The sequence below is a fragment of the Companilactobacillus halodurans genome, from assembly GCF_009600995.1.
Classification (GTDB): Bacteria; Bacillota; Bacilli; order Lactobacillales; family Lactobacillaceae; genus Companilactobacillus; species Companilactobacillus halodurans.
In genome coordinates this window covers 1-16518 of record NZ_VDFO01000050.1, presented here as the reverse complement: position 1 = coordinate 16518, position 16518 = coordinate 1, and the positions used below count along the sequence as shown (strand labels likewise).

Annotated in this window: 18 protein-coding genes; 13 read left to right on the top strand and 5 right to left on the bottom strand. The window is 34.2% G+C overall.

The features are described 5' to 3' along the window. Nucleotides 1–133 precede the first annotated feature (133 nt). The 3 genes from FHL05_RS11250 to FHL05_RS11240 form a co-directional block, all read right to left on the bottom strand. Nucleotides 134–856: a GntR family transcriptional regulator gene (locus FHL05_RS11250; protein ID WP_153384769.1), complete on the bottom strand. Its 723-nt coding sequence runs from the start codon at nucleotides 854–856 to the stop codon at nucleotides 134–136. Between the two features lie 63 nt (nucleotides 857–919). Further along, entirely contained in the window at nucleotides 920–1990 is a 1071-nt protein-coding gene (locus FHL05_RS11245; RefSeq protein WP_153522744.1) for an SGNH/GDSL hydrolase family protein, read from the bottom strand. Between the two features lie 158 nt (nucleotides 1991–2148). Beyond that, nucleotides 2149–2997, bottom strand: coding sequence for a WxL domain-containing protein (locus tag FHL05_RS11240; RefSeq protein WP_153522742.1), 849 nt, complete (start codon nucleotides 2995–2997; stop codon nucleotides 2149–2151). A gap of 317 nt (nucleotides 2998–3314) precedes the next feature. Between FHL05_RS11240 and rpsN the strand changes: the two genes are divergently transcribed. The 13 genes from rpsN to FHL05_RS11175 all read left to right on the top strand — a co-directional run bounded on the left by rpsN (nucleotide 3315) and on the right by FHL05_RS11175 (nucleotide 15796). Then, nucleotides 3315–3584 carry a 30S ribosomal protein S14 gene (gene rpsN / locus FHL05_RS11235; protein ID WP_153384765.1) on the top strand — a complete coding sequence of 90 codons (270 nt, stop codon included), beginning with the start codon at nucleotides 3315–3317 and terminating at the stop codon, nucleotides 3582–3584. A gap of 590 nt (nucleotides 3585–4174) precedes the next feature. Beyond that, the gene (locus FHL05_RS11230) at nucleotides 4175–4324 is read left to right on the top strand and encodes a teichoic acid D-Ala incorporation-associated protein DltX (protein ID WP_153384764.1); all 150 of its coding nucleotides are present in this window, start codon (nucleotides 4175–4177) and stop codon (nucleotides 4322–4324) included. A 24-nt stretch (nucleotides 4325–4348) separates the two neighbouring features. After that, on the top strand, nucleotides 4349–5866 hold the full coding sequence (gene dltA / locus FHL05_RS11225) for a D-alanine--poly(phosphoribitol) ligase subunit DltA (protein ID WP_153384763.1): 1518 nt from the start codon (nucleotides 4349–4351) through the stop codon (nucleotides 5864–5866). After that, entirely contained in the window at nucleotides 5859–7070 is a 1212-nt protein-coding gene (dltB, locus tag FHL05_RS11220; RefSeq protein WP_153522740.1) for a D-alanyl-lipoteichoic acid biosynthesis protein DltB, read from the top strand. Before dltA ends, dltB begins: the two co-directional genes overlap by 8 nt. 11 nt (nucleotides 7071–7081) lie before the next feature. Next, nucleotides 7082–7321 (top strand): D-alanine--poly(phosphoribitol) ligase subunit DltC, encoded by a 240-nt coding sequence (gene dltC / locus FHL05_RS11215; protein ID WP_153384762.1) that lies wholly within the window; start codon nucleotides 7082–7084, stop codon nucleotides 7319–7321. A 3-nt stretch (nucleotides 7322–7324) separates the two neighbouring features. Further along, complete coding sequence (gene dltD / locus FHL05_RS11210) at nucleotides 7325–8572, top strand: D-alanyl-lipoteichoic acid biosynthesis protein DltD (RefSeq protein WP_153522738.1); 1248 nt, start codon at nucleotides 7325–7327, stop codon at nucleotides 8570–8572. Between the two features lie 197 nt (nucleotides 8573–8769). Continuing rightward, the gene (locus FHL05_RS11205; protein WP_153522746.1) at nucleotides 8770–9177 is read left to right on the top strand and encodes a MerR family transcriptional regulator; all 408 of its coding nucleotides are present in this window, start codon (nucleotides 8770–8772) and stop codon (nucleotides 9175–9177) included. Between the two features lie 487 nt (nucleotides 9178–9664). Continuing rightward, a complete protein-coding gene (locus FHL05_RS11200; protein ID WP_153384760.1) occupies nucleotides 9665–10879 on the top strand; it encodes a quaternary amine ABC transporter ATP-binding protein in 1215 nt (404 codons plus the stop codon). A 10-nt stretch (nucleotides 10880–10889) separates the two neighbouring features. Continuing rightward, nucleotides 10890–11738 carry an ABC transporter permease gene (locus tag FHL05_RS11195; protein ID WP_153384867.1) on the top strand — a complete coding sequence of 283 codons (849 nt, stop codon included), beginning with the start codon at nucleotides 10890–10892 and terminating at the stop codon, nucleotides 11736–11738. 10 nt (nucleotides 11739–11748) lie between these two features. Next, nucleotides 11749–12660, top strand: coding sequence for a glycine betaine ABC transporter substrate-binding protein (locus FHL05_RS11190; RefSeq protein WP_153522736.1), 912 nt, complete (start codon nucleotides 11749–11751; stop codon nucleotides 12658–12660). Between the two features lie 226 nt (nucleotides 12661–12886). Next, entirely contained in the window at nucleotides 12887–13750 is an 864-nt protein-coding gene (locus FHL05_RS11185; RefSeq protein WP_162000292.1) for a helix-turn-helix domain-containing protein, read from the top strand. Between the two features lie 85 nt (nucleotides 13751–13835). Beyond that, nucleotides 13836–14957, top strand: a complete 1122-nt coding sequence (locus FHL05_RS11180) for an AI-2E family transporter (RefSeq protein ID WP_153384758.1) — start codon at nucleotides 13836–13838, stop codon at nucleotides 14955–14957. A gap of 44 nt (nucleotides 14958–15001) precedes the next feature. Continuing rightward, entirely contained in the window at nucleotides 15002–15796 is a 795-nt protein-coding gene (locus FHL05_RS11175) for a hypothetical protein (protein ID WP_153522734.1), read from the top strand. Nucleotides 15797–15832: 36 nt separating this feature from the next. Here FHL05_RS11175 and FHL05_RS11170 read toward each other — a convergent pair whose 3' ends face one another. Together FHL05_RS11170 and FHL05_RS12880 are read right to left on the bottom strand one after the other, a co-directional pair. After that, nucleotides 15833–16273 (bottom strand): GNAT family N-acetyltransferase, encoded by a 441-nt coding sequence (locus FHL05_RS11170; protein ID WP_153522732.1) that lies wholly within the window; start codon nucleotides 16271–16273, stop codon nucleotides 15833–15835. Between the two features lie 150 nt (nucleotides 16274–16423). After that, the coding region (locus FHL05_RS12880; RefSeq protein ID WP_153384874.1) for an IS3 family transposase at nucleotides 16424–16518 on the bottom strand (95 nt) is incomplete at its 5' end.

Sequence of the window (16518 nt, the reverse complement as noted above, 5' to 3'; positions counted from 1 at the left end):
CGTATCAATCTTCAAATTTTTTGGCTCCGAGCAAGCTCGTCAGCCAAATAAAAAACAGCTAGACCAATTATGATCTAACTGCTTATGTAAACTGCCATCAACTTAATTTGACGAACAGCCATTTTTTGTGAAATTAAAATTTAAGCAACTGATTAAAAATGAAATTATCAGGAATAAAATGCGATTCCGTATATTCAAATTGTTTGCCATCATCGTTAAAAGCAAAGCTGACCATATTGCCAACGCAATTATTGATGCCCAAATTGAGATTTTCGTAGTCAATCTGTTGAGCATGTTCGATTCTTAATTGACGTTTGACTACGGCAATCTTCATTTTTAATTCATGATGGATGTAGTCATAGATTGACTGTTTAGCAATTTCTGGTGTGATGCCGGGAACGAGTTGCGCGTTAAAATAATTTATATCTAAAACGGCATTCTTATTATTGATATGGCGAACTCGTTTAATTGCATAGACAGGGATGCCAATTGCAAAAGAAGTCTGATTACTGATTTTCTTATCGACAATGATTTGTTTAAAGTCAGCAATCAAAGTTGTTCGATGAACATCTTGAGATTTGTTCAAAGTTTGTAAGCCGTCGATTTCTTTGAGACTAAGATTAATCTCTTGAGATTGTGGAGTGTGCTCTAAAACAACTACGCCTTTACCTTTAACGCTATAAACTAGGCCCTCATCAGACAATTGTTTAATAGCTTTTCGCACGGCGTAGCGACTAACTTTGAATTCTTCAATCAATGACTCTTCAGTAGGCAAACGCATTTTAATATTGTATTTTCCATTTAGTACACGTTGCTTAAGTGCTTGATAAATATCCTTATTATTAGTTTCAGCCATTTTGAACGCTCCAATGTAATTATAAATATGTACTATTTAATAATATATTATATCTAAAATGATTTAAATCAATTTCTTCCTAATTAATTGTTCTTTTATGAAATCGGCAACAATTTTTCCACCTGCTTGGGAAAAATGAACGTGATCTCCGCAATCAAAGGTTGAGATTAACTGGCCATTCTTGCCAACGAAATTTGCTAGGTCAATTACATTCGGTAATTTTAATAAGGTTTCATTTGTCTCCAAACGCAGTTTCTCCTTTTCGAAACTCCAAGCGTAAACTCCGCCATTGATATTACCTTCTGCAGGAGTGATAGTCATGGGAATAAAAATTGTCTTATGTTGCTTAGCTCTTTTCTTTAATTCAATAATTGCAGAACTTAAGGCATTGGCTGTTGGCAATTCATTTACAGGCGTACCAGTGCCAGGATGCAAGAAATCGTTAATTCCTTCCATAAAGATAATAATATTGGGTTGATAATCGAGCATGTGGTCAAACCTAGTAAAACCGGCTTCGCCAAAGCTGTTCGACCATTTTGAAGTGCTGTGTCCAGGATGCAAGAGCCGATTTCCTGAGATACCGAAATTAGCCGTCATGATATTAAAATTAGATTCCAGTTCTAAAGCTAAAGGTGCTGAAAAGTTGCCTTGATTAGTCAAAGAATCACCAAAAAAGGCTAGTTTAGGATAAATTTTTTCTGTTTGAACTTGAATACTGGAAACGCCGAAAAAATATTTTGGTTCTAAAGGGTCTGTTTGTTTAGTCTTAATAAGATCATTAGAAATAGTTAATCCAAGTGAATGAATCGTTTTATTTGGAGAGGCAATAGTTATTTTGATGAACTGGTTAGAGTCTAAATTAAGATCTATCCAATCAGACCATCCCATAAGTCGTGGCTCAATCAGAAAATTTTTTCTACCACTATAGGTTACTGCTTTTTTTTCTTCTGACGTTGCCACAGTTAAGGAAGATATTTTCAGCGGTATCTCGTCATAGAGATTGTTCAACTGCAGACGGATTTTCTTAGCTGCTAGGGGTTGGAAAATTTCGAGAGTCTGTTTTCCAGTTTGATTGATATTGTCTAAATTTGAATAGTTAGTAAAATTATGTTTCCAAGTCGTAGTAATTGTCATAATAGGCCTTCTCTTAAAACGAAACTTTATTACTATTATAATAACATGTTTAAACAATATCTAAAAAGTAAAAAGAAAAAAATAGATGCCAATTCTAAAAAGAATTAGTATCTATTGATTTTTCAATAAATGATTTTTCAATAAAATTTGGTAGAACATTATTTTTGTAGATTTGATTGTACGCTTGGCTTAGCCGTCAAAGTCCATGTAACAACAGCATTCATATGATTAGTAGATTCTTCAGAAGTCGATCCAGTTTGATTAGGAATAGTCAGACTTGCTGAAGATGGAGTATTGAATTTAGCTTTAATAACTCCTGCATTGTAAGAGTCACGTTGCAAGTCAATTAAAGTAGAATTTTTGTTGCTGGAACTATCATTACTAATTTGAATAGCATTGGTTTTTAAATATGTTGACGAGTTAGAAATGTTTTCATCGCTGTCGTTTAGCAAGGGAATGGAACTAAGATTCAAGATGGCATCAAGTTTCTTTGATGCATCTGCATTCGTCAGTTGTCCGATTGATGCGGTCAAAGTAAAACCAGGCATTTCAGAAGTAAAATTACGTGAATCAATCACTTCTAAAAGACCGCTGTCATTTCCATCTTGACCAGCAGTTACATCTCCATTAGTTGAGTCCGTGTTGAAATCAGTAGCATCGGCAGTATTATTTTGTAGTTTAGAAGTGGAACCTACTGTCATGGTGCCGAAGTTAAAATCAGGCACGGCAGCTAATGTTAAAATTCCGGATAAAACAGTAACGCTGACGTTTGAGGTGGCGGTTTGACTAGTACCGTCATCAGTTGTTGTTGTTGGAGTTGCTGATGCAGTAGCAACTGGAGTATCGGAAGCATCAGTGTCAGAGTAAGTAACGGCCAAATTACTGCTACTTTTAGTAGTATCTTTTACTTGAATGTCATCAGAAGCTTTGACTGTAGTTAAGGGTGTTATGGACAGACTAAGACTGATTAATGCTAATAAACGGATGAATTTATTAAGTAATTTCATTAGCTGTCCCCCTAACGTTTTTTTATTGTGCTCAGGCCTTTTCCATGCTTAAAGTTTAACAAATAAGGTCATACAGTTTGTATCGTAATTTATAAATGTTTTTTATCTAAATTGAAACAAACTATTTCTGTCAATAATCTAATTTTTTGAATTTTTTTAAAAGAATATTTTTGGTTTTTGATTTTATTAGTAAAAAAAGACGCTAAAATAAGGTTTTAAGTGAAATCGTTTGCCATGTCCTTAAATTACTGCTACGTTGGTAATTAGTAGAAAATATTACTAGTAACTGGCTTCAAAAAAGAGGTCAGATAGAATATATGGCAAGAAAAGCTAAAATTGAACGTGAAAAAAGATTACAAAGGACAGTAGATCGGTATGCAAAATTACGCCGGAAATTAAAGGCTAATCATGATTATGCGGGGCTTAGTCAATTACCACGTGATGCTTCACCAGTTAGACTGCATTCTCGTGATGAACTTGATGGGCGTCCACATGCATATTTGAGAAGATTTGGTCTATCGCGTTTGAATTTTAGAAAACTAGCTCATGAGGGTAAGATACCTGGTATTAAAAAGGCTAGTTGGTAATTAAATAATATAAAAATAGATTTCCGAAAGGAAATCTATTTTTTTGTGCTCTGATTTTTTTGTAAATATTAGGCAATGATATTAATTGTTTTTGTTATTGAAGCTAAAAATTTTGATAACAATATCGGCTTTAGAAAACGCTTTATCTTACGAAAATGTCACATGATACTAACGCTTTAGTAATTGTGAGATATAGATATTTACTTTTAGATTGTCGAGCTCAATAATGAAAATCGGAAATTAAAGAGCAAGATAAATTTCTTGATAAAATTTCCAATAATAAAGGATAAAAATAAGTTGCGATTACGGTGCGTATATTTTGTAAAGAAAAGAACGGTCAATTATAATTAATTTGTTTAAACATATAATCATTAAAACCTAACAGCTACTTGGATTTGGTCAAAAAAGACAAATATTTTTTACTTAAAAGGCAGATTAGTCTACATTGTTTTTTTATTATAATGTTTATACAGGTTATATAGAAATAAAAATATCTAGTTATTTTGGCTTATTTTTTAGTTTGACACCGTTTATTTTGAATGGTTATATAGTCCCGCATTAGTAAAAACTCTTTCAGTGAGGTATAGATTATGAAAAATAGTTTCCTTGCTTTTTTTAAGAAGCCAGCAGTGCTTTTCATTATTAAAACAATTATATTTTTCGCTATTTTCTTAGTACTTTTGTATATCTATGGATACAACGGTGTTGGAAGCGCCAAGTTTATTTATAACGATTTCTAATGGAAACAGGAAGAAGGGAACAATATGAATACAATCATTGAAAAAATTACAGCTACCACATTACAAGACCCAGAAAAAGTTTGTTACCAAAATGGTCAGGAGACTCATACATATCAAGAGTTATCGCAAAAATCTGACCGAATTGCAAGCTTTTTACAAGAAAAATTCTTACCTGCAAAGAGTCCATTAATTATTTTTGGTGGTCAACAATTTGAAATGTTAGTCATGTTCTTAGGAGCCATTAAGGCAGGACACCCTTACATTCCAGTTGATGATGGGTCCGATCCATCGCGTGTGATTCAAATTAATAGCGTTGCTAAACCAGCCTTGATTTTAAATTGGAGCAATATGGCAGATTTTGGAGTCGATACACCTCAAGTAAGTAAAGAAGAATTAAAGAGGGTTTTAAACTCAGACAACAATATTTATGACAGTAGTTTGAGCATTGGACCAGACGATAATTTCTATATAATCTTCACCTCTGGAACAACTGGTACTCCTAAGGGAGTTCAGATCAGCACTAATAATATCTTGGATTTTGTGCAATGGGCAACTAAGGAATTCGATTACTCAAAAGGAATGAAAATGTTGTTGCAAGCCCCATTCTCATTTGATTTATCAGTTTTTGATATCTATCCGGGATTAATCAATGGCGTGACACTAGATGTTGTGGATAAAGATACCACTAAGGATTTTGGTAAATTGCAAACAGCAATCGTTGAATCGGACTTCAACACTTGGGTTTCAACGCCATCATTTTTTGAAATGTGCTTATTGTTTAGAGGTTTTGATGAAGAACACATGCCCCAATTGAACAAATTTATTTTCTGTGGCGAAGAATTAACTCATGCAACTGCTAAGAAATTACTCAAAAAATTTCCTAACGCAAAGCTTTATAACACTTATGGACCAACTGAAAATACGGTTGCTATCACTTCAATTCAAATTGATAAAGATGCTTTAGAAAAATTTGATCGTCTGCCCATTGGTTACTTGAAAGCTAATATGGATTCAAGAATCAATGGAACTGAAGATGAATTAGGTCGTATGACTGGCGAACTGTTAGTCAGCGGTCCTGATGTTTCTAAAGGCTATTTGAATAATCCTGTGCAGACTAATAAGGCCTTTGAAGAAATTGATGGCAAAGTTTTCTATCACACAGGCGACATGGTCAGTGAAGATGCTGACGGATTGTTGTTCTATCATGGTAGAACTGATTTTCAAATCAAAATGCACGGTTATCGAATCGAGCTTGAAGAAGTAGATTCAATGCTTGGCAACCTCGAACAAGTAAAACAGTCATGTACAGTTCCGCTTTATAACAACAAGAAACAAGTCAGCAAAATGATTGCTTGTATCGTCTTAGAAGATGAGTTTAATAACGATGATTCTCAAAAGATAAGTTCTGATATCAAGAATGCTTTAAAGGAAACGACAATGGAATATATGATTCCTAATGTGTTGCGATTCGTAGAAGAATTACCAATTAGCAAGAATGGGAAAATCGATAGAAAGACTTTGATAGGCGAAATTAATGAATAACATCACACCTTATAGCAGCCCGCATTATTTTATCTATTTGCTGCTACTCTTGTTGCCAATCATGATAGGTCTTTGGTTTGGCAAACGTTTAAAAGTCTATGACTTCTTCGCAACAGTCGTTATCTTGATAATTACATTCTTTGGCGGCAATATGTCGCAAGGAATCTCACTTATCTTCTATATCCTTTACGAAATGGCAATTGTTTTCACATATCGCTCGTATCGTAAAAAGTACAACAATTTTTGGATTTTTACCTTGTTCGTGGTTTTAGCAATCGTTCCACTGGTCTTTGTCAAATTAGATCCATTAATCAATAATGCTACGATTTCACTCTTTGCTTTTATGGGTATCAGTTATTTGACCTTCAAATCAGTTGAAATCGTTATGGAAACGCGTGATGGGGCAATTAAAGAGATAACTCCGTTTGAATTTGTCAGATTTCTCTTGTTCTTCCCAACCATTACTTCTGGACCAATCGATCGGTTCAGACGTTTTCAAAAAGATATTTTGAAGGTTCCTAGTCGAGAAGAATATGTTGAATTATTGCACAGTGGCGTTAACAAGTTAATGCAAGGCTTGCTTTACAAATTCATTATTGGATATTTCTTTGGGACTTTGCTTTTACCAAAGATTGAGATTTTGACATTGTCTTATCGCAATCAAACTCCTTTAGGGATTTCTTGGGCCTTAGTAGCCTACATGTACGTCTATAGTATGTATTTGTTCTTTGACTTTGCTGGGTATTCACTCTTTGCGGTTTCCATCAGTAATTTTATGGGGATTAAAACGCCTATGAACTTTAGAGCTCCCTTTAAATCTAAGAACATCAAAGATTTTTGGAATAGATGGCATATTACCTTATCATTTTGGTTCCGTGATTTTATCTATATGCGTTTGATGTTCACGATGATTAAACACAAGTGGATTAAGAGCCGAGTTAATATTGCTAACTTTGGATACTTGATGTTGTTTTTAATCATGGGCTTTTGGCACGGTGAGACTTGGTTCTACATCGTTTACGGCTTGTTCCACGCTGGGGCTATGATTACGAACGATGCTTGGTTGAGATTTAAAAAGAAACACCGGAAGAGTATTCCTAGCAACAAATTTACACAAGCATTTGCAATATTTTTAACATTTAACATTGTATGTTTCAGTTTTATGATTTTTTCAGGAATTTTAGACAAATTATGGTTTAGTTAGGAGAATTTATTATGGACGAAATTAAAAACAAAATTGTAGGTATTTTACAAGATGTAACAGGTTTGGACGACGCTGGTCAAGACATGGATCAAGATTTATTCAAAGATGGCGTTTTAGACTCAATGGCAACTGTTGAAGTTTTAGTTACATTACAAGATGATTTTGGTATTCAAGTACCAGTTTCTGAATTCGACCGTTCACAATGGTCAACAATTAATAAAATTGCCCAACGTGTACAAGAATTGGAATAGATTATGAAAAAAAAGTTATGGATGATTTTTGGACCTGTTATAGTTGCTATTGCTGCTTTATTGATCCTTCTCTGGACGCCCATCAACTTTAAAACCGTTACACCAAAAAAGGTTGATCAAGCTGCAACTTCCCTTGATACTCGGGTCTTAAAAGGCGAGAGCGTTAAGAATGCCGCTGAGAAGGAAAACTACATTCCTATCATTGGTTCGTCGGAACTTTCTAGAATGGATCCGTTCCATCCATCTTCCATGGCGCAAAAATATCATTGGAAGAATAAGCCATTTTTGCAAGGTAATCCGGGAACTGCTTCATTGACACAGGCAATGAATGTTGGTGGGATGACTAATCTAAAGGGAAATAAAGCTGTTTTCATTATTTCTCCACAATGGTTTACCAAATCCGGTGTACCGTCTGATGCTTTCAAATATTTATTATCGCCGTTGCAGTTGACAGGTTTTATCTTGAACTCCAATCACGGCGATAAAAAGATGAACAAGTACGTAGCCAGCAGAATTATCGATTTAGGTGTTAGTAAAGGCCCAATCGAAGATGATGCCTTAGAACGTATTTCTGAAGGTAAGCAGATAACAGATTTTCAACGTTTCTATATTAGAGACATTGCCCGTTCAAGTTTGCAGAGCCAAGATGATTTATTTGGATCATTGTCCATGAATGACCACCAAGGACAAATCAATAAAGCGTCAGCTCAATTGCCTGATACTTACGACTACAAACATTTGAACAAACTGGCTGTTAAATTAGCTAAGAAACACTCGCACGATAACGATTTACAAATAGGTGATTCATTTTATAGACGTAAGTTAAAGAAGAGAATCATTATTTATAAAAATGCTCACCGTCATGTAACATATACTCATTCACCAGAATATAATGATTTTCAGGCGCTACTCTATATGTTCGCTCAAAATAAAGTTGAAGTAATGTTTGTTATTCAACCGATTAATCCACACTGGGTTAAATATACAGGCATGCCTATGAGCTCAATTACTAATTTTGATAAGAAAATCAAATATCAATTGAAATCGCAAGGATTCAACAATATCGTAGATTTATCTAATGTTAAGAATCCTAACTACATTGCTGAAGATACTATTCACATGGGCTGGAGAGGTTGGTTAATGCTCGATCATCATTTGAAGGGCTATTATAAGACCAAAAAAGCCAATCCAGAAAACACTGAATATAAGATGAATAGTTACTTCTTAACAAAAACTTGGGCAAATAAGTAGAAAATAAGGCATTAGCTCGTTTTAAATTTACAAAAATTAAAAGACTATCAAATTTTTCCAATTTGGAATTTGATAGTCTTTTTTGATATTCGCAAATTATATATTTTTGTATTTCAATTAAATAAGTTATAAAATCATCTCATCACCTGAATTTAACTTTAGGTTTAAGAGAATTCGGAGGAAAATTTATGGAAGAAATGATGGTAACTTATTCAATTAGCGAAGCAGCCGAAAAGTTCCACTTATCAGTGCCAACAATCCGTTATTACGATAAAGAGGGACTCATTCCTAATTTAAAAAAGAACAGTTCTGGTGTTCGTCGTTTTACAAAAGCTAATCTTGACTCATTGAATATGGTTGAGTGTTTGAAAAATGCCGGGATGTCAATTAAGGATATTAAGCAATTTACAGCTTGGGTGCTTGAGGGCGATTCGACTTTGGATAAACGCTTGGAAATGTTTCATGAGTTGCGTAAGTCAGTTTTAAGTCAAATGGATCAATTACAAGAAACTTTAGATGTTGTTAATTTTAAATGTGAATACTATGGTCAAGCTAGAATTGATGGAACTGAAAAATTCGTCAAGAAAAATATGAAAAGAGATTAAATATTTACTGCTTTTTTGAGTAACTTCCTATATTAGTGAAATTACTCTATTTTTTTTGGCGGCTCAACTTTTAAATAAAATTTAAATTAATAAAGGTTATAATTTTAAAAATGGTTTATAACCTGCTATTATAAAAAATATAGTACAGGAATAAATATTACTAAATTTTCTTTATGTATTCATAACCAAGAAAACGGTTACAAAGATAAACGGTGAGAATATTTTTTTGAAAATAAAAATATTTGTTTTTGACCATCAACTAAAAACCTTGATGCTAAGGGATTCTTAAGCTGCTTTTTAAAAATAAAAATGGAATTGTTTTCCAACTATACTGCTTAAAATTAATCCAATTATTTGCCTATACAAATTATATTTGTTAGGGTAATAAGGGTCGTTGTTATTTATGAAGTTAAATAACAGCTTTTTTATTCCTAAATAATGAACATAGGAAAGTATGTTTATTTCAATTCCAAGAATGGGGGATTTAATGAGTACTAATAAGGGTACTGCAAAAGTAGAAGTCAAGAACTTAACAAAAATCTTTGGTAAGCACATTAACAAAGCTAAAGAGTTAAGCCGTCAAGGCAAAAGTAAAGCAGAAATTCTCAAGGAAACAGGCGCCACTATTGGTGTTGATCGAGCAAACTTTAAGATTAATGATGGTGAGATATTCGTTATCATGGGTCTTTCTGGTAGTGGTAAATCAACATTAGTAAGAATGGTCAATCGTCTTATTGAGCCCACTGAGGGTGAAGTATTGATTGATGGCGAAAGTGTCATGAAGATGGATAAAAAGAAACTTCGTGATGTTCGTCGTAAGAAAATGAGTATGGTTTTCCAAAACTTCGGTTTGTTACCAAATAGAACCGTTTTGGATAATGCATCATATGGTTTGGAAATTCAGGGAGTAGATAAAGAAACTCGTGATAAAAAAGCCAATGAAGCACTTGAAACTGTTGGTATTACTGGATATAACGATGAGTATCCTGATCAATTATCTGGTGGTATGCAACAACGTGTCGGATTGGCTCGTGCTTTAGCGAACGATCCCGAAATACTATTGATGGATGAGGCTTTCTCAGCTCTAGATCCATTGAACAGAACTGATATGCAAGATCAACTCTTGGATATTCAGGACAGATTACATAAGACAATTATTTTTATCAGTCACGATTTGAATGAAGCTTTGAAGCTTGGTGATCGAATCATGATTATGAAGGATGCCCGTGTTGTTCAAACTGGTACTCCTGAAGATATTTTGACTCATCCAGCCAACGAATATGTTGAAGAATTCATTGAAAACGTTGATAGAAGTAAGGTCTTGACAGCTGGTAACGTTATGATTCGTCCAATGACAATCAATATCGAAAAAGCTGGTCCACTTTTGACTTTGAAGATGATGAGAGCTAATGAAGTTTCAACAGCTTATATCATTAACAACGAACGTAAATTGATTGGTGTCGTTGATGCCAACGATGTTATCAAGCTAGTTCGTGAAAAGAAAGGGGATATGAAACCTATTATTCAAGATAAGGTTCCAACAACTTCTGAAGATACACCAATCTCTGACTTAATGGATGATATTTCACAAACAGGTATTCCATTTGCTGTCGTTAATGACAAGAAGCAATTGAAAGGTATTATTGTCCGTGGTGCTGTTCTTGGTGCCTTAGCAGGAAATGAGGTGAGCGATTTTGAATAGTCTTTTATTATTGGCCAGCATTCCCAAGCTTCCGTTAGCTGATTGGATCGATGGTTTCGTCGATTGGTTAGTTAAGTTTACAGGCTTTTTCAATGCAATTACTAACTTTATTGGAGGAATCAACAATGCCTTTCAATGGGTCTTCGATTTAATTCCAATCTGGTTATTTATTGTTATAATTTTGGCATTAACTTTGTTTGTCAATCGAGACAAACAAAATTGGGGCTTAATAGTATTTGAGTTTCTAGGTCTACTATTGATTTGGAACTTAAATTACTGGCGTGACATGACTCAAACTTTAACCTTGGTTTTAACAGCTAGTTTGATTGCCATTGTTATTGGTATTCCATTAGGTATTTTGATGGCTAAGAGCCATATTGCCGAGATTATCTTGAAACCTATCCTTGACTTTATGCAGACAATGCCAGCCTTCGTTTATTTGATTCCTGCTGTTGCCTTGTTCGGTATTGGTATGGTTCCTGGTATCGTAGCTTCAGTTATCTTTGCTATGCCACCAACAGTTCGTATGACTAATATGGGTATTCGTGAAGTACCAAATGAATTGATTGAAGCTGCGGATTCCTTTGGATCCACTGAATGGCAAAAATTATTTAAGGTTGAATTGCCAATTGCCAAGACAAGTTTAATGGCTGGTGTCAACCAAAGTATGATGCTTTCACTATCTATGGTTGTTATTGCTTCTATGATCGGTGCCATGGGACTTGGTACTGAAGTTTACTTCGCCGTTGGTAGAAACGATGCTGGTAACGGATTTGCTGCCGGTTTGTCAATCGTTATCTTGGCTATTATTCTTGATAGATTGACACAATCATTGACAAGAAACCGCAGAAAGAACTAGGAGGGATTTTTTGAAAAAACAAAAGTTTATCAAACTTTTCTTATTAGCAATACTAATTATCCCAATTATTTCCGCATGCAGTTCTGAAACAGCTCCATATAACAGTAAGGAAAAATTGGGGCCTCAAGTGAATTACACAATCACTGGTATCGATGCTGGTGCTGGTGAAATGAGTACTACTCAAACAGCTATCAAGAAGTATCATTTGGGTGTAAGCAATAAATGGCAACTACAACCAAGTTCAACTTCTGCGATGACTAGTACTTTAGATAAAGCTTATAAAAATAAACAAGCCATTGTGATTACCGGTTGGCAACCACACTGGATGTTTAAAAAATATAAGTTGAAATTTTTAAAAGATCCTAAGAATGTTTATGGAAAAGCTGAACATATCAGTACGATTGTTCGTAAGGGCTTGAAGAAAGATTCTCCAGGAGCCTATAAGATTTTGGATCAATTCCACTGGACACCATCACAAATGTCTGATGTTATGTTGGAAGTAAATGCTGGTAAATCTCCAAAGACTGCTGCTAAGCAGTGGATCAAGAAAAATAAGAAGACTGTTGATAGGTGGACTAAGGGTGTAAATAAAGCCACTGGTAAAAAATCAATCAAGTTAACTTATGTTGCTTGGGATTCTGAAATTGCTTCAACTAACGTTATTGCTCAAGTCTTGCGAGACAAAGGCTATAATGTTACGATTCAGTCAATGGAAATGCAACCTGTTTGGGCTTCAGTTGCTACTAAAGCTGCTGATGCTACCGTGAGTGCTTGGTTACCTAAGACTTCGGCTAAATTCTACGCTGATTACAAGAATCAAGTTGAAGATCTTGGAGCAAATCTTGAAGGCGCAAAGGTTGGTCTAGCAGTTCCAACTTATATGACTAAGATTAATTCCTACAATGATTTAAAAAATAAATAAGCTTCTTAAAAATTGGAAGAAATTCCAATTTTTTTTGTCATAAAAAGACTTGATTATTCACTATAGGAATAATTATTTATGAATACTATTCTATATATCATATGGTAAGATATTTAAATGAGATACGATTCGTCTAACAAGTCTAAACAGAAATGACAAGGCTGAGATGTGGGTATATAATTAAAATAATTATTGATATAAAATAATTATATATAGGGGCGATGGCGTGGATATACAGACGTTTATTGATAAAAGAAAAGAGTTAGGTCTCTCTCAAAAGGAATTGAGTAACGGTATCTGTACTCAAGCAACTTTGAGTAAATTTGAGAATAACGGTAAAATACCCTCACTAAAAATCCTGATTCAATTATGTAACCGACTAGGATTATCTTTGGATAGTATTATCGGCGTTAAAGATAATAAGTGTCAAAAAGTCGTGAAACAAATGAACAAGGCAGAATTTAACTTGATTATTCAAGAGTATAAAGATGCTTGGAAGATCATACAGTCAATTGATGTCGATGATTTGATTCATGACAAAGAAGGTTTGATGCAGTATTACTATTTAAAGGGTTATTTAAACGTTTTGGATGATGGAGATTTATTTGATGCGGTCTTTGATTTTAATAGAATCATCTCCGAATTAGATACGCAAGAAGAAACAATATTCACCTTCTTGTCATATGTTGGCATGGGCATGGTTTATGCTAAGCAAGGCGATGATCAAAAGAGTGAATACTATTTCAGCAAGGTCTTCAATAATATTTATACAATGTCGATTGACGATGTAACGAAGATATGGCGTTATATTAATATTATTTTCTACTGTGCAATTTACTATTCCGAACGAACAGACTTAGAAACAGCTAATACCTTGTTAAATTATGGGGTAAAAGTTTGTGCACAAAATCATGTGACATATTATATTGCAAGAATTTATGCACAATTAGCAATGAATGAGAGTCGAGTTAACGGATATAATAAAAAAGTTAAGAATTATATGAATAAGGCATTGGTATTCTCAGAGTTTAATCAAAACGAAAAAGAAGTCGAATTGATCAAACGTTGGGTTGTTGGCAACAAGGCTTAAAAAATATGATTCTACGAGGACGTCACACATTTGGTGGCGTCCTTTTTTATGTTATATTGGGTAGATAATAGAAGAGGGAGACAATATGGAAATAAATCGTCGAAATATTATAAAATATGGAATCATTGCTGTTTTATTATTATTTCTTTTAATTTATCCAAGCCAGATTTATCAAATCTTCTTAAATCTGCTCGGCGTGATTATGCCGTTAATTTTAGGAGCTGTTTTGGCATATGCTCTGAATATTTTATGTGCCAAGATTGAAAAGCATTTGTTCTCAAAAACAAAGATGAAGTGGTTGCAAAAGTCGCGACGTGGTATAGCAATTCTGTTATCTCTGATTATCGTTATTTTAGTAATGACAGGGGTATTCAGTCTTGTCTTGCCACAATTTATTAGTGCTTTGACTAGCTTTTTCAAGTCGATTCCAACATTCTTTACTGATTTGTCGAATGCGATTCAAAAAATCAATCATGATTCAGTCTTAGTCGATCAAATCAAATCAACCAATATCGATTGGACCTCAGTTCAATCGAAGGTAATGAAATACTTATCGTCAGGTTTTAGTGGCGTTTTTGGTTCAACTTTTAAGATTGTTACGGGCATTAGTAAGGGAATTGTCAATTTTATTTTAGCCATAACTTTTGCCATTTATATTTTGAGTAACAAAGAAAAATTGGCTTCACAAATCGATCGTGTAAGTCGAGCTTTTATGAAAGAATCACACTTAAAAAAGACCCATTATGTTCTCAGTACAACTAATAAAATGTTTACTAGCTTTATCGTTGGTCAAGTTACTGAAGCCATTATCTTAGGTACTTTATGTACTTTAGGAATGCTTTTGTTTAGATTTCCTTATGCATTATCTGTGGGAGCATTCGTCGCTATAACCGCTTTAATTCCTATTTTAGGAGCTTGGATGGGTGGTGCAGTAGGATTCTTACTCATTGCTGTCAATTCGCCCTTAGAAGCGGTTTTATTCGTTGTTTTCATTTTGGTACTGCAACAAATTGAAAGTAATTTGATTTATCCAAAAGTTGTTGGAACTTCATTAGGATTGCCGGGAATCTGGGTCTTAGCTTCCATTACCGTTGGTGGCGGACTTGGTGGCATCGTTGGTATGCTACTAGGAGTACCAGTAGCTGCCACAATTTATAAATTGCTTAAGAATGAAACAAATCGTCGTTTAACAAATCAAAATAAGTGATTTCCAATGTTATAATTAGAAAAATTATGCAAGGAGAAATCGTTTTGTGGAATAGTTACTTTGGTTTTGTAATAACCTTTATTGTGATTTTTACAGTTGTCCCTTATGTAACATCTTTGCTAGTTTCTTGGTTGGGACATTATTCAAAAGTCGTTTTAGTTAATAATTTGGGCAATAACAGTCAGCTAGTCGTCGGAGGACTTGGGGTCGTGATTCACGAACTGGGCCATGCAATTTTTGCTTATTTATTTGGTCATCAGGTCACGCACGTCCAATTATTGAATCTCAATTATAAACGTTCCGGGTCGTTGGGGTCTGTCGACCATCGTTATAATGACCGTAACGTCTATCAAATGTTGGGTAATTTCTTTATTGGTCTGGCACCGTATTATATGTGCTCATTAGTCTTGTACTTTTTGCAAAAATTTCTATTGCAGGCCCAATTTAGTATGACGTCACTCGCTCAAAGCTTGAGTATCAATACTCAATTGTCAGTTTCGATGATCTTTGATTCGGTCTTGGATAATTTAAAATCGAGCTTTTCTAATGCTTCTTTTGGAATGCTTATCGTTTATATTATTTTAACGATTATGATTGCTAGTACAGGCTATGACCTAAGCCGTAACGACTTTATAACGGTGAATAAAGGGATTTTGCCTTGGGTAGTTTTTCTGATATTATTGGGCTCATTTTTATATGTCTTTAATATTAGAACTGCTGTTATCAGTGGCTCTGTATATTTCGTTGCTTTTTCAATTTTGTTTATGATTCATGCATTGTTGAGTATTATTTTAGCTATCGTGATAATAAAAATCTTAGGACTATTTAACGTCCTTTAAAAAAAGCCACCAATTCAAATCTGAATTGGTGGCTTTTTATGCAGATATTGCTGCATGCGTCATTTTGATATGGGGAGTGTGTTGAAATATAAAAGTATCTCCCTGGGCTTCAAAAGAGAAGTTCTCATAGAAACCTTGAACTTGGGCTTGAGCCTCTATTTCAATTTCTCTATTAGGAAATTCATCGTGAATTACTTTTAAAACATGTTTCATCAGTTCATTGCCTAATCCTTGTCCACGAAAGCTTGGTTCAGTCACTACGCGTCCAAAGCTAACTTTATTATCTTGGCTGAAAACTCGAGCGTAAGCAGCAATTTTTCCGTCGACCATGTCAAAAATATGAATGGAATGCAAATCTTGGTCGTCGACTTCTTGATAGATTCTTTTTTGATCAACTACGAAAATCTTGGTACGAAGATACAAAATTTCAAAAAGTTCCTTAGTTGTTAGTTCTGAAAATTTTTTGATTCCCCACATACGCTGGCCCGCTTTCTAATGAATAATTTCATTTATTAATTTTTGTAAATTAAAATTATTATAAGACAATTATAAATGGAAATCACTTTTTTTTAGAAAAAATAAAGCATGATACTCCAATGAAGTGAACCCCATTAATTGGAGTTTATTTTAGGCAATCAGTTGGTCGGAAAGATTCCGGTATTCTACCGGTGTCTTTCCGGCCAATTTTGTCCTTATCCTTTTGTTGTTATAGTAATATACAT